General features: G+C 67.2%; 14 protein-coding genes and 1 pseudogene. 8 read left to right on the forward strand and 7 right to left on the reverse strand.

The window, feature by feature from the left end; genetic code table 11:
- Nucleotides 1-74: 74 nt before the first annotated feature.
- Both K3M35_RS15845 and K3M35_RS15850 read right to left on the reverse strand, forming a co-directional pair.
- Complete coding sequence (locus K3M35_RS15845; protein WP_220666677.1) at nt 75-899, reverse strand: cytochrome c biogenesis CcdA family protein; 825 nt, start codon at nt 897-899, stop codon at nt 75-77.
- Nucleotides 896-1,606 carry a thioredoxin domain-containing protein gene (locus K3M35_RS15850; RefSeq protein ID WP_220666678.1) on the reverse strand — a complete coding sequence of 237 codons (711 nt, stop codon included), beginning with the start codon at nt 1,604-1,606 and terminating at the stop codon, nt 896-898. Before K3M35_RS15850 ends, K3M35_RS15845 begins: the two co-directional genes overlap by 4 nt.
- A 123-nt stretch (nt 1,607-1,729) precedes the next feature.
- Between K3M35_RS15850 and K3M35_RS15855 the strand changes: the two genes are divergently transcribed.
- The gene (locus K3M35_RS15855; protein ID WP_308257079.1) at nt 1,730-2,221 is read left to right on the forward strand and encodes a hypothetical protein; all 492 of its coding nucleotides are present in this window, start codon (nt 1,730-1,732) and stop codon (nt 2,219-2,221) included.
- Here the strand turns inward: K3M35_RS15855 and K3M35_RS15860 are convergent.
- The 5 genes from K3M35_RS15860 to K3M35_RS15880 form a co-directional block, all read right to left on the reverse strand.
- Complete coding sequence (locus K3M35_RS15860) at nt 2,211-3,167, reverse strand: M56 family metallopeptidase (protein ID WP_220666679.1); 957 nt, start codon at nt 3,165-3,167, stop codon at nt 2,211-2,213. The two genes, K3M35_RS15855 and K3M35_RS15860, sit on opposite strands and share 11 nt — an antisense overlap.
- The gene (locus K3M35_RS15865) at nt 3,164-3,541 is read right to left on the reverse strand and encodes a BlaI/MecI/CopY family transcriptional regulator (protein WP_006551702.1); all 378 of its coding nucleotides are present in this window, start codon (nt 3,539-3,541) and stop codon (nt 3,164-3,166) included. Before K3M35_RS15865 ends, K3M35_RS15860 begins: the two co-directional genes overlap by 4 nt.
- A 127-nt stretch (nt 3,542-3,668) precedes the next feature.
- Nucleotides 3,669-3,983, reverse strand: coding sequence for a rhodanese-like domain-containing protein (locus K3M35_RS15870; RefSeq protein ID WP_006551700.1), 315 nt, complete (start codon nt 3,981-3,983; stop codon nt 3,669-3,671).
- A gap of 57 nt (nt 3,984-4,040) precedes the next feature.
- Complete coding sequence (locus K3M35_RS15875; protein ID WP_220666680.1) at nt 4,041-4,919, reverse strand: sulfite exporter TauE/SafE family protein; 879 nt, start codon at nt 4,917-4,919, stop codon at nt 4,041-4,043.
- Entirely contained in the window at nt 4,907-5,521 is a 615-nt protein-coding gene (locus K3M35_RS15880) for a rhodanese-like domain-containing protein (protein ID WP_217580150.1), read from the reverse strand. The genes K3M35_RS15875 and K3M35_RS15880 overlap by 13 nt, the downstream gene beginning before the upstream one ends.
- A gap of 235 nt (nt 5,522-5,756) precedes the next feature.
- Here K3M35_RS15880 and K3M35_RS15885 point away from each other — a divergent pair, with 235 nt between their 5' ends.
- From K3M35_RS15885 to K3M35_RS15915, 7 genes and pseudogenes are all read left to right on the forward strand, one after another.
- Nucleotides 5,757-7,136, forward strand: coding sequence for an MBL fold metallo-hydrolase (locus K3M35_RS15885; RefSeq protein ID WP_220666681.1), 1,380 nt, complete (start codon nt 5,757-5,759; stop codon nt 7,134-7,136).
- Between the two features lie 31 nt (nt 7,137-7,167).
- Nucleotides 7,168-7,542 carry a thioredoxin gene (gene trxA / locus K3M35_RS15890; RefSeq protein WP_006551696.1) on the forward strand — a complete coding sequence of 125 codons (375 nt, stop codon included), beginning with the start codon at nt 7,168-7,170 and terminating at the stop codon, nt 7,540-7,542.
- A 473-nt stretch (nt 7,543-8,015) separates the two neighbouring features.
- Nucleotides 8,016-9,101 carry an ABC transporter substrate-binding protein gene (locus K3M35_RS15895; protein ID WP_006551694.1) on the forward strand — a complete coding sequence of 362 codons (1,086 nt, stop codon included), beginning with the start codon at nt 8,016-8,018 and terminating at the stop codon, nt 9,099-9,101.
- Complete coding sequence (locus K3M35_RS15900; protein WP_006551693.1) at nt 9,098-9,925, forward strand: ABC transporter ATP-binding protein; 828 nt, start codon at nt 9,098-9,100, stop codon at nt 9,923-9,925. The genes K3M35_RS15895 and K3M35_RS15900 overlap by 4 nt, the downstream gene beginning before the upstream one ends.
- Entirely contained in the window at nt 9,912-10,775 is an 864-nt protein-coding gene (locus K3M35_RS15905; RefSeq protein ID WP_064060230.1) for an ABC transporter permease, read from the forward strand. Before K3M35_RS15900 ends, K3M35_RS15905 begins: the two co-directional genes overlap by 14 nt.
- Nucleotides 10,776-10,812: 37 nt before the next feature.
- Nucleotides 10,813-11,364, forward strand: a pseudogene (locus tag K3M35_RS15910) (MFS transporter); the annotation flags it as partial.
- A gap of 89 nt (nt 11,365-11,453) precedes the next feature.
- A complete protein-coding gene (locus tag K3M35_RS15915; RefSeq protein WP_220666683.1) occupies nt 11,454-12,440 on the forward strand; it encodes an LLM class F420-dependent oxidoreductase in 987 nt (328 codons plus the stop codon).
- The last annotated feature ends 70 nt before the right edge of the window (nt 12,441-12,510 follow it).

Consider the following 12,510-nt stretch of genomic DNA (forward strand, 5'->3'; position numbering starts at 1 on the left):
GGGTATCAAATCGGCGTGTGAGTCGTGCGACCGACGGCACCCGGCGAGCGACCCGACGATCGCGGTGGCGCGTATCAGCGTCTTTGCCGTTGACGCACCACGCGGAGCATGACGACGAAGAACGCGACGAGCGTGACGATCAGAAGAATCGGGACGACGGGCACCTCCTGTGTCCACCGGCCGAGTGCTACTTGCAGATCGAACTGCTCGTCGACACCCATCGGCCCGGTGAGATTCGCGGTGCCGTCGGTGACGAGGAACAGCACGCCGATGCCGATGAACAGCAGCCCCGAGATCAAAGACGTGGTATGGGTTCGCAGGGGGCCGAGGGTGATGGGACGTCCTCGTAGCCAGGTGCGCTTTCGCAGCTTGAATCGTTCCCACGCGAGGGCCAGTGCGAACAGCGGCAGCGCCATACCGAGGGCGTAGACAGCCATCAGCACGGCCCCGTGCAGCGGGTGCCCCCCGGCGACCGCGATGGTCAGCACGCTCCCGAGCAGGGGTCCGGAGCAGAATCCTGCGAATCCGTACACGGCTCCGAGCGCGAACACCGACAGGGCGCCGGAGCCGGTCAGCGAGTTCGCGGCTTGCTGCGCCGACTTCGATGCGAAGCCTCCGCCGGCAACGGTCATGATGCCGAGACCGATGAGAATGATGCCGCTGACCAGGGTGATCACGGAGCGGTGCTGGGTCAGGAGCGCACCGATCAATCCCAGTCCGGCTCCCAGGGGCGCGAGTACCGAGGTCAATCCGGCGTAGAAGAGTGCGGTGCGTGCCGCCAGGCGCCCCGCACCGTCGAAGGCATACGCGAAGAACGAGGGCAGCAGCAGCGCCGAGCACGGGCTGAGCAGGGAGAGCACGCCGCCGAGCAGAGCGCCGAGCAGGCCGATCTCGGTCACTCCGCCGCCCCGGCTGCTGCCTCGATGACCTGCTCGAAGACTCCGAGCGGCTGTGCGCCCAGGATCGGGGTGCCGTTGATCACGAACGACGGCGTACTCGATACGCCGATGGTGTTCGCCTCGAGCATGTCGGCGTAGATGGACTGGTCGACGGACGGGTCCGCGGCCTCCCGGTCGAATCGATCCAGGTCGGGCACTCCGGCCGCAGCTGCGAAGCTGCGCAGAGATTCCGGCGTCAGGTCGGGATGGCCGCGATCGGGGGAAGCTGCGTAGACGGTCTCGTTGAATTCCCAGAACTTCCCCTGTGCGGCAGCGGCGCGTCCGGCACGGGCAGCGGCCATCGATTGGTCGCCGAAGATCGGAAGATCGCGCCATTCCATGCGCAGAATGCCCTCGTCGACGTACTTGTCGATCAGAGCCGGCTCGACGTCTCGGCTGAACTTGGCGCAGAACGGGCAGCGGTAGTCGGAGTACTCGACCAACACCACGGGAGCATCCACCGCACCGATCGCCAACGGGTCACCGTCGATGCGCCGGGACATATCTCCGACCGGTCCCATCTGCGGAGCCGTCACAGGGTCGGCCGCATCTTCGGCGCCGGTGCGGCCGACGACGAGAAACGCGAGCAGAACCGCGACGACGACGCCGAGCGCGCCGAGCAGCCACAGGTCCCGCCGGGTGCGGACGGTGTGTTTCGTCGGGGTCATGCGTGCCTCCACGGTCGGTCGTGCCGGAGTGGATCGACCGCCCCGAACTACTAAGCAGGATAGTAGCTCGAGCTACTAAGCTGGTTAGTAGTTGCGCCGCTCTCCGTCGACAAGGATCCCGATGTGACCACCCCTCCCGCAGCTCTCGAGACTCGCAATCCCGCAATCGCTCAGAAGAATTCGTATCGGATCAGAGCCCTGCTCCGAGCGGTGGCCGCGGGGGTGATCACTCTTCTGGTCGTCGGCGTACCGACGGACATCCTCGCGAATCCGTGGTTCGGCCGGGAGATCCCGGTGCGCTGGTGGGAATACCCGGTGCTCGGCGCGACCGTGGTGCTGACCGCGCTGTGGTTCGGTCTACAGAACTCCCACTCCGGCAGTCCGCGGACGGCGACACCCGCGGCCGGAGTGATGCTGACCGTGTTCGCCGTGGGCTGCCCGGTCTGCAACAAAATGGTGCTCGTCACGATCGGCGCGTCCGGAGCACTCGGATGGTGGGCCCCGCTACAGCCGATCCTCGCCGTCCTTTCGCTGGCCCTGCTCGCCGGCGCCGTTCTCTACCGGTGGCGGCGACGTCCCTGCGACGACTCCTGTGAATCGCCGATCACACGGTGAGGCAGGACGCGGTCACGATTCCGACGACGGAGACTCCCGTGAGGAATGCGGGAAGAGCGGACAAGGCCACTGCGAAAGGACGAGTGGCGAAAGGACGAGCGAGTACGCCGTGCGAACGGCCCGACCGGCGAACCGGACTCAACCACCGGAGCCTCGCGTCGAGATACCCGCCGGATGCTTCTTCTCGTGCCGCCGGATCGAGCGTCGTTGCGCACCGGAGCAGAGCATCGCGGACCGCATCGTGTCCGCAGGACTGCGCGGCCCGGCGATCTGCTGCCAGCTCGACGAGCACACGTATCCACGGCGCTCCCTGGCGGCACAGCGGCACGAACGGCAACGCCGTCCTCAGGGCCCCGCTGATCGCCACCAGCACATGGTGGCGACCGCGGATGTGTGCGTACTCGTGATCGAGTACCGCCCGACGCGTCGGTGGGTCCAGCGCTTTCAGTCCCTCGCCGGCCACGACAGTGCCGTTACGGCCGCCGATGCTGTATGCCGCGCAGGCGGTGTCCTGCAACCAGATGACTTCACCCCCGGCGTGTCTCCGGATCCTTCCGAGGATGCGGACCAGGTTGAGGTGGGCAACGGTTTCGCGGCGGTGCCTGCGGTACGAACGGGACACCACCACGGCGATCCGCACGAGAACCGCGCCCGCGACCACCCACAGCGCTGTCTCCAGATAGGGCAGCCACGGCAGCAATCCTTCGTCCCGCGCCGTACGCACACACGACGCCGGTACCGGCAGATGATCGATCTGCAAGCCGGGTCGCGTGGCTACCGCCAGGGGACCGCCGGCCAGTGCCGCGACGAACAGGACCTCGGTCGACACCCACGCGGTGAGCGCACCGCGCGGATCGCGGCCCGGGGAGGCCAGATGCGAAAGCCATCGCGGCGCTGCGAAACCGAGGACGAGCGCTGCCACGAACAGTGCTGCTGCAACGATCACGAGGGCAGATTCCTGCGGTTGCGGGCCGTGGTCCGCCGGGCGGCGCGGCGCAGGATCCGGGATTCGTCCTCCGTCGCAGAACTGGCGAAGTGCAGCATGACCTGTTCGGCGTCGCCGGACGTCCGGAGCACGTGCCGCAGCAGTTCTGCCGCGGTTTCCTCGCGGCTACGGGTTGCGCGGTAGCTGTAACCACGGCCGATTCGGCTGCGGGTGACCATGCCCTTGGTGTGCAGGTTGTCCAGGACCGTCATCACGGTCGTGTAGGCCGGCGACCGGTCGGGCTCGAGGCGTGCCAGCACATCGCGTACACGAAGGGGTTCGTCGCTCTGCCACAGCACGTCCATGATCGCCGATTCCAGCTCGCCGAGGCCCATCACGTCCGTGTCACCGCTTTCGTTTCACCATCGTCCGGGCCCGGCCCGGCGAAGTTCCACTCTACGGCCTGCATGCCGTCATCGAAGGCGGCATGCAGGCCGCTGGTGAAGAAGTTCGGCGCGGCGCTCAGGGGGTGGGTCCGCGCCGCACTTCCCGACCCGCGGAGACCCACGCCCTCGTCCCGCCGGCGACGGACACTGCGGACCGTCCCGCGGATTCGAGGATCTCGGCTCCACGCTTGCTCCGGTTTCCGGACGCGCAGATCACATAGACGGTCCCTCCCGGCGGTACCTCCCCTACGCGGGCGGACAGTTCGGGGAGGGGGATCGACCGAGCGCCGGGGACGTGGCCCCGGAGGTACTCGTAGTCCTCGCGGACATCGAGCACCGGAGCTCCGGACTCCCACGCCGTGATCAGAGCGACAGTGTCGACTTCCTGCATGGTGAACTCCTCGGTTCGGGTCTGTCGAGAACGGGTGAGCGCTTCCGCGTCGTGCGTTCAGCCCGCCGCCGCGGCTGTGCGAGAGTGTCCTCCGAGGCGTTGCAGTGGGCAGTGCTCGCTGCGGTTGCAGACATAGGTGGCGCCGGCGGCGACCATAGTGAGTGCCGCCGTGGCAAAGCCGACGCCGGGGTGGATCTCCTGCGCGAGGATGACGGAGGACATGATCAGCACGAACCAGCCGAAGCTCTTGCGCAGGGTGTCCGGATCGACCAGCGAGGTCAGGCGGCCGCCGATGAGGCTGCCCACGACGGCGGCACCGGTGACCATCGCCGCGAGACGCCAGTCGATCTGCACGGTGGACAGATAGCCTCCGAGTCCGGCGAAGGACTTCATGGCGATCACGATCAGCGACGTGCCGACCGCGATCGGCATGGGCAGGCCGCCGAGCAATGCCAGGGCCGGCACGACGAGGAAGCCGCCGCCGGCACCGACGAGACCGGTGACCAGGCCGACCACGACACCGTCGAGCAGGATCTTGCCGACGGGCATCGCAGCGTCGCCCTCACCGGCCGCGGCCTTGTTCTTGCGGCCGCGGAGCATGGCGATCGCTGTGGCGATCATCATCACGGCGAAGCCGAGCAGCAGTACGGTGCCCGGAATGAAGCGCGAGAGCAGACCACCGCCGTAGGCGCCGACCATGCCGGCCAGGCCGAACAGGATGCCGGTACGCCACTGCACGCGGCCGGCGCGAGCGTGGGAGATCGCGCCGACCGCGCTGGTGACACCCACGACCAGCAGCGAGGTGGCGATCGCCTCCTTTGCGTCCATCCCTGCGACGTAAGCGAGTAGGGGGACGGTGAGAATCGAGCCCCCGCCACCGAGCAGTCCGAGGGTGACGCCGACCAGGACCGCCAGGGCTACGGTCAGCGCGACCATGCCAGTTTCCTTTCGGCCGGGCAGGACGGACCTCCGGTCAACTGGGTGACGACGTTCTGGAGATCCCACTGGGCCCCGCGGTTGTAGGGCAGCTTGGACAGCAGCATGCCCATCGCGCAGGTGTCCGACAGTGCGGCGAAGGTCAACCCGCCGCCGATGCCGGCAGCGAGCCACTTGAGTTTCGGCACGGCGATGCTTCCGAGAACCGAGCCCAGGACGAGCGAGCCGGCGACGAGCCGGACCTGGCGTTCGAGATCCCAGCGATCTGCGCCGCGGTTGACGGGCAGGCCGGCCGATTCCCAGCCGAGCATGCCGCCCTCGAGGATGTGGAGGTTCGGCAACCCTGCTTCACGCAGGGCCTGTTCGGCCTGGCCGGCACGCTGCCCGGAGCGGCACACCAGTACGACGTTCTCGTCGAGATGGGCGCAGAACTCGTCGCGATGCTCACGCAGCAGGCCGAGGGGGACGTTGTAGGCGCCGGGAATGTGCACGGACTCGAATTCGCCGGGAGTCCGGACGTCGACGATCCGTACGGGCCCGCCCGAATCGATCGACTCGTGCAGCGAATTCGGATCGACGGTGGCGGTAGGGGACTCGGTCATGAGTGGCCTTTCGAGCGTGAGGATCGGTAGGGGTTCGAGGAGGTGCCCCCGGGGGTATTGCAGGACCATCGTATGCATACCCCAGGGGGTATATGCAAGAAATGTGATCGTCCCGGCAGGGCCGGGCTCCGGGGGCGAACTGATACCCCAGGGGGTACTTGACATACCCTAGGGGGTATATGCCACGATGTCCATATCACCGGAACGCCATCCGGATCCAGCAACGGAGGAATCCATGATTCTCGAGCAGTACTACATCGAGTGCCTCTCCCATGCGTCCTACCTCATCGGTGACGAGAACACGGGCAGGGCGGTCGTGGTCGATCCCCGCCGCGACATCACCGAATATCTTTCCGACGCAGAGAAGTACGGCCTGACCATCGAGGGTGTGATCAACACCCACTTCCACGCGGACTTCGTCTCCGGTCATCTCGAGCTGGTCGACGCCACGGGTGCGTGGATCGGATTCGGTGAAGCGGCGGAGACCGACTACCCGATCCGCCGTCTGCGTGACGGCGAGAAGTTGTCGCTGGGGGAGGTCGAACTCGAGATCCTGTCCACCCCGGGCCACACCTGGGAGTCGATCTCGGTGCTGGTGCGCGAGCATTCCGGCGCCGTCCCGGCCGCAGTGCTCACCGGGGACTCGCTGTTCATCGGCGACGTCGGACGTCCCGATCTGGTCAACCTCGGCGACGGCTCGAGTGCCGATCTGGCTCGCGCGATGTACCGCACCGTGCACGAGAAGCTGCTGACATTGCCCGACGAAGTCGTCGTCATGCCTGCTCACGGTGCCGGTTCGTCCTGCGGGAAGAACCTGTCGACCGAACTCACCTCGACCATCGGCGAACAGCGCGCCACCAACCCGTCCGTGCAGCCGATGAGCGAGGACGACTTCGTCGCCCTGGTCACCGAAGGTCAGCCGGCCGCACCGTCGTACTTCTCGGTCGACGCCGCGATGAACAAGCGGATGCACCCGCTTCTGGCGCAGGATCACACGATTCCCGAGCTGAGCCCCGAGCGGATGAAGGCGGAACTCGCCGCCGGCACGCGTGTCCTCGATGCGCGCAGCGTCGACGACTTCGCCGCCGGGCATCTGCGCGGTTCGATCAACGTCGGATTCGACGGGCGTTTCGCCGAGACCGGCGGCATGGTCGCCGAGGTGGGCGAGAAGATCGTACTGATCACCTATCCCGGCGAGGAGCAGGACGCCGCGGTGCGTCTGGCCCGAATCGGATCGGACGGCGCTGCAGGCTATCTGAACGTCGATCGGGACGGGGTGTTCCCGGCGGAACTGGCCGATCTGGTCGAGACCGCATCCAGGACATCGGTCGACGAACTCGACCGGTTGCTCGCCGCCGACGCGGTCACCCTCGTCGACATCCGCAATCCCGGTGAGCGCGAGTTCGGAACCATTCCGGGTGCGATGCCGATCCCGCTGGCCCAGTTGCGTACCCGCTTGGGCCAGGTCCCGTCCGGCAAGCCGATCGTCGTGCACTGTGCAGGGGGATGGCGTTCGAGCGTCGCGGCCTCACTGTTGCGGGCCCAGGGCTTCGAGAACGTCACGGATCTGCTCGGAGGCTACAACGCATGGGCCGAATCCCACGTCCCCGCCTGATCGTGCCGACCCCGAGAAGGAAGCAGAACTCATGACGACGAAGAACCTCACGATGGCGGACTTCGAATCCACCGTTCTCGGCAACGACATCGTGCTCGTCGACTTCTGGGCATCGTGGTGCGGCCCGTGCCGTGCCTTCGGGCCGGTCTTCGAGAAGTCGTCGCAGGCGCACCCCGAGATCGTGCATGCCAAGGTCGACACCGAAGCCGAACAGCAACTCGCTGCCACGGCGAACATCCGCTCGATTCCGACGATCATGGCCTTCCGGGAGGGTGTGCTCGTCTACTCGCAGCCCGGGGCGTTGCCGGCACCGGCTCTCGAGGACCTGATCACCCGGATCGAGGCCCTCGACATGACCGAGATCCACAACCGGGCTGCCGAACGACGTGCAGCCTCGCGCTCCTGACCCCGTCGCCGGGTCCGTAGCGAATTCTCATCGAGGAGGACTCTCATGTGTTACCCCGTCGCCTGTCCGAACTGCGGAAAGACCGGATGGGGTGGATGCGGACAGCATGTCGACGCCGTCCTGCGTTCCGTCCCCGCCGCCGATCGCTGCACCTGCGGTCAGGACACCGTCCCGACCCGCGCCGAGCGTCGGAGCATACGGTCGCTCTTCCGTCGCTGACCTCGGCCGCAACAGGGAGACGGTGTACGAAACCCACCCACCGCTCCCGGCCGATCGGTAGGGGGCGGAAGACGGACACGATCCGAGGCGGTGAAGCGCCCGCGCGGATCGTGTCCACCACGGCGAAGGCCGGCACAGTCGATGTGCCGGCCTTCGTCGTGTGTGGACGAGGATTCACCCACTTCGGATCACTCTGCGCACAATCGTTGTGACCGCGCCCGTACGCTCGGGCCGATACGAGGACTCGAATCCTGATGCCCGCATCCCCTCTGCGCAGAAGTAGTCTGCGCGTCGTCGCTGCCGCCGCAGCGTTTCTCACCCTCGCCTCCGTCGCGACCGCGTGCTCGGGTTCCGGGGCGACCACCACCGCGGACGGAAGAACCGTCCTCCGCTACGAGGGTTCGGCCGGCCAGGTCGGATTCCCCGAACTCGCCGAAGCGCTCGGGTACTTCGAAGACGTCGAACTGGAGTGGATCGGAGACAACGGCAACGGTCCCCAGTCGCTCCAGAACACCGCCACGAACCAGGTCGACTTCGGTGGCGCGTTCAACGGTGCCGTGATCAAGGCGCAGGCCGGCAACTCCCCGCTGACCTCCGTGCTCGCCTACTACGGCTCCGACGAGCAGACCTTCAACGGCTACTTCGTCCTCGAGGACAGCCCGATCCGCACCGCGCGCGATCTGATCGGCAAGAAGGTCGGCATGAACACCCTCGGTGCCCACCACGAATTCCTGGTGCGGGAGTGGCTCGCTCAGCAGGGCCTGACCCCCGAGGAGATCGCGCAGGTAGAGCTCATCGTGGTCCCGCCCGTCAACACCGAGCAGGCTCTGCGCGAAGGACAGATCGACGTCGGGACGCTCGGCAGCGTGTTCCGCGAGACCGCGGTGGAACGGGGCGGCATCCGGCCGCTGTTCACCGACGAGTCCCTCTTCGGGTCGTTCTCCTACGGGACACTCGTGTTCCGCAACGACTTCATCGAGCGGAACCGCGATGTCGTCGCCGACCTGGTGCAGGGCACGGCCCGTGCCATCCGCTGGACCCAGGTGACCCCGCGCGACGAGGTGATTGCGAAGTTCGAGGAGATCATCGACGGTCGTGGACGCAACGAGTCGACGAGCCTCGTCGCGTACTGGCGCAGCCCCGGCGTCGCCGGCCCCGGTGGGGTGATCACCGACCAGGAGATCCGGACGTGGATCGACTGGCTCACGCGCAACGGCGAGCTCGACGAAGGGCAGATCGAACTCGACGACGTCTACACGAACGAATTCAACCCCTACGCCAACGGCACCTACGAGCCCACCAGCGGCCCGAACGGCGAACCCCTCGAGGAGGCGAAGTGAGCGAGCCCAAACTCCGGATCGACCACGTCACCAAGAAGTTCCCGGTGCGCGGCACGAACGACACCTTCACCGCGCTCGACGACATCAGTCTCGACCTCGCCGACGGGGAGTTCCTCGTCCTGGTCGGACCGAGCGGTTGCGGAAAGTCCACCCTGCTCGACCTTCTCGGTGGTCTCAGCACACCGACCTCGGGGCAGATCCTGCTCGACGGGAGGCCCGTCACCGGTCCCGGACTGGACCGTGGAATCGTCTTCCAGCAGTACGCACTGCTCCCGTGGCGCACGGCCCGTAGCAACATCGAATTCGGTCTGGAGGCGAAGGGTCTGCCCAAGCGGGAGCGTCGCGATCTCGCCGGGCACTACCTCGATCTCGTAGGCCTGCACGGATTCGGCGACCGCTACCCGCACGAGTTGTCGGGAGGCATGAAGCAGCGCGTCGCCATCGCACGCAGCCTCGCCTTCGATCCCGAAGTGTTGCTCATGGACGAGCCGTTCGCGGCACTCGACGCCCAGACCCGCGAATCCTTGCAGGACGAACTGCTCCGCATCCGGCGCGAGACCGGCAAGACGATCCTGTTCATCACCCACGGCATCGACGAAGCCGTCTATCTGGGACAGCGCGTCGCGATCCTCACGTCCCGACCGGGTCGGATCAAGACCGTCGTCGACGTCGACATCGACCGGAACGTCGACGACGTCCGCTCGAGCGAAGCATTCCGGGCGCTGCGGCACGACATCTGGTCGCTGCTGCACTCGGAGGTGGCCCGCGCGCACGACCTCGAACTCGCCACAGCAACGGAAGAGGCCCAGCATGTCCAGCACTAGTGCCGTTCTGACGAAGCCCGAGCTCGACGACCGCATCACACCCGCAGTCACGCCGGCCGGATCCTCGGTGCGCAGCGTCGGGCGGCGTACCGGTGCCCTGGTGTGGCGTTTCGTCAAGCCGGCCGTCGCGATCGTCGCCTTCCTGGCGCTGTGGGAGATCGCTCCCCGGGTCGGGCTCGTCGACGAGGTGTTCCTGCCGCCGTTCACCACCGTGGTCGGAGCGTTCCTCGACCTGATCGGCAACGGTCAGCTCGCCGACCATCTGGCGGCGAGCCTGTCCCGCGCGCTCGTAGGGTTCTTCGTCGCCGTCGCGATCGCGGTGCCGCTCGGGGTGGCGATCGGTTGGTACAAGCCGGTCGCGGATCTGCTGAACCCGATCCTGGAGGTCTTCCGCAACACGGCCGCCCTCGCGCTGCTCCCGGTGTTCATCCTGATCCTGGGTCTCGGGGAGACCTCGAAGGTCGCGCTGGTGATCTATGCGTGCACTTTCCCGATCCTCCTCAACACCATCTCCGGTGTGCGCACGGTGGATCCGCTGCTGGTGAAGTCCGCGCGATCGCTGGGTCTTCCGGCGCACCGCCTGTTCCAGAAGGTCGTGCTGCCCGCGGCCGTGCCGACGATCTTCACCGGTGTCCGGATGGCGGCGGCATCGTCGATCCTGGTGCTCATCGCCGCCGAGATGGTCGGCGCGAAGGCCGGTCTCGGCTACCTGATCACCGCGTCGCAGCTGAACTTCCGGATCCCCGACATGTACGCGGGCATCATCGCGATCTCGCTCGTCGGGCTCGTCTTCAACGGCGTCCTCGTCGCGATCGAACGCCGCCTGTCGCGGTGGCGCGCCGACCAGTGATCCCCGCCGAACCGTCCGAGCCCCGAGTCGTGGCCGCATGACGGAGGGATTCGACCCGAAATCGCTGATCACCGCGGTCTTCGTGCCGTCGGCGATCTTCGGGATCGGCCAGGGTGCCGGTGCCCCCGTCGTGGCACTGCTCGCGCGCGAACTCGGCGCGTCGGTGCCCGTGGCGGGGGTGGTCGTCGCACTCGTCGCGCTCGGCGCCGTGAGCGGCGACCTGCCGGCGGGAAGCATCGTCGCGCGGTTGGGGGAGCGTCGCGCGATCCTAGCAGGTACCGCCCTGGGAACCGTCGGTGTCCTGGTCTCCCTCATGGCCTGGACACCGGCGGTTCTCGCCGCGGGCGCGGTGCTCACCGGGTTCGCCAACGCGGTGTGGGGTCTGGCGCGACAGAGCTATCTCGCCGAGGCCGTGCCGATCGAGCGACGAGCACGGGCCATGGCGGCCTTCGCCACGATGTGGCGACTCGGTTTCTTCCTCGGTCCGTTCGCCGTCGGCGCCGTCGCCACCCTGTCCCTGGCCGCCGGTGCCCTGACCGTGGGCGGTCTGGCTCTGCTCGGAGCGGCCTGCATGTTCCGCTTCGTTCCGCGATACTCGCCATGGCCGCGGCGCACACTGGAACAGGTGGCGCCGGCCGAACCGGCACTGCACAACATCACTTCGACCCTAGGACACGTATGCGTTTCGGACTGTTCGTCCCCCAAGGTTGGCGACTGGACCTCGTCGGCATCGACCCCTCCGACCAGTGGCAGGTGATGCGCGATCTCGCGCTCCGCGCCGATCGCGGACCGTGGGAATCGATCTGGGTGTACGACCACTTCCACACCGTCCCTGCGCCCACCGACGAGGCCACCCACGAGGCATGGAGCCTCGTGTCGGCTTTCGCCGCCGTCACCGAGCGTGTGCGCATCGGCCAGATGTGTACCGCCATGGCCTATCGCAACCCCGCCTATCTCGCGAAGGTCGCGGCCACCGCCGACATCATCTCCGGCGGGCGCATCGAGATGGGGATCGGTGGCGGATGGTACGAACACGAATGGCGCGCATACGGTTACGGATTCCCGTCGCCGGGTGAGCGGCTGCGCCGACTCGACGAGGGCGTGCAGATCTTCCGACAGGCGTGGACCACGGGTTCCGCGACGTTCTCAGGTAGGCATTACACCGTCGACGGAGCCATCGTCCGCCCGCTTCCGCTGCAGGAGGGCGGTATTCCGCTGTGGATCGCCGGCGGCGGCGAGAAGGTTACCTTGAAGATCGCCGCGAAGTACGCGCAGTACACCAACTTCGACGGCACACCCGAAGGGTTCGCGCGCAAGTCGGAAATCCTGCGCGAGCACTGCGCCGAGGTCGGCACCGACTTCGACGCCATCGTGCGATCGGCCAACTACAACGTGGCGATCGGCCGCACCGAAGCCGAGGTGCAGGACCGGCTCGAGGCACTGCGGGCCCGTCTCGAACCGATCGTCGGAGCGAAGAAGGCCGACGGGGCGCTCGACGCTTTCCGGGGGATGCCCGCCGTCGGCACCCCCGAGCAGATCGTCGAGAACCTCACCGCGCTGAAGAAGCAGGGGCTCGAGTACGCGATCTTCTACGTTCCCGAGGCCGCCTACGACACCTCGGGGCTGGAACTGCTCGAGAAGGAAGTGCTCCCGCACCTCGCGTGATGCCCACTGCCCCTGAGAGCCGGAGGGGCCAGCCGTTCACGGGCCGTGTGGGTCGTCGGCCGACAATCCG

This window comes from Rhodococcus sp. DMU2021 (assembly GCF_019641445.1).
GTDB lineage: Bacteria > Actinomycetota > Actinomycetes > Mycobacteriales > Mycobacteriaceae > Rhodococcus > Rhodococcus pyridinivorans.

Bases quoted from the DNA above. Each gene is read 5' to 3' on its own strand.
- K3M35_RS15850 (WP_220666678.1), bottom strand. From the start codon at position 1,606: ATGACCCCGACGAAACACACCGTCCGCACCCGGCGGGACCTGTGGCTG.
- K3M35_RS15865 (WP_006551702.1), bottom strand. From the start codon at position 3,541: ATGGGCCTCGGCGAGCTGGAATCGGCGATCATGGACGTGCTGTGGCAG.
- K3M35_RS15870 (WP_006551700.1), bottom strand. From the start codon at position 3,983: ATGCAGGAAGTCGACACTGTCGCTCTGATCACGGCGTGGGAGTCCGGA.
- K3M35_RS15875 (WP_220666680.1), bottom strand. From the start codon at position 4,919: ATGGTCGCGCTGACCGTAGCCCTGGCGGTCCTGGTCGGCGTCACCCTC.
- K3M35_RS15880 (WP_217580150.1), bottom strand. From the start codon at position 5,521: ATGACCGAGTCCCCTACCGCCACCGTCGATCCGAATTCGCTGCACGAG.
- K3M35_RS15885 (WP_220666681.1), top strand. From the start codon at position 5,757: ATGATTCTCGAGCAGTACTACATCGAGTGCCTCTCCCATGCGTCCTAC.
- trxA (WP_006551696.1), top strand. From the start codon at position 7,168: ATGACGACGAAGAACCTCACGATGGCGGACTTCGAATCCACCGTTCTC.
- K3M35_RS15895 (WP_006551694.1), top strand. From the start codon at position 8,016: ATGCCCGCATCCCCTCTGCGCAGAAGTAGTCTGCGCGTCGTCGCTGCC.
- K3M35_RS15905 (WP_064060230.1), top strand. From the start codon at position 9,912: ATGTCCAGCACTAGTGCCGTTCTGACGAAGCCCGAGCTCGACGACCGC.
- K3M35_RS15915 (WP_220666683.1), top strand. From the start codon at position 11,454: ATGCGTTTCGGACTGTTCGTCCCCCAAGGTTGGCGACTGGACCTCGTC.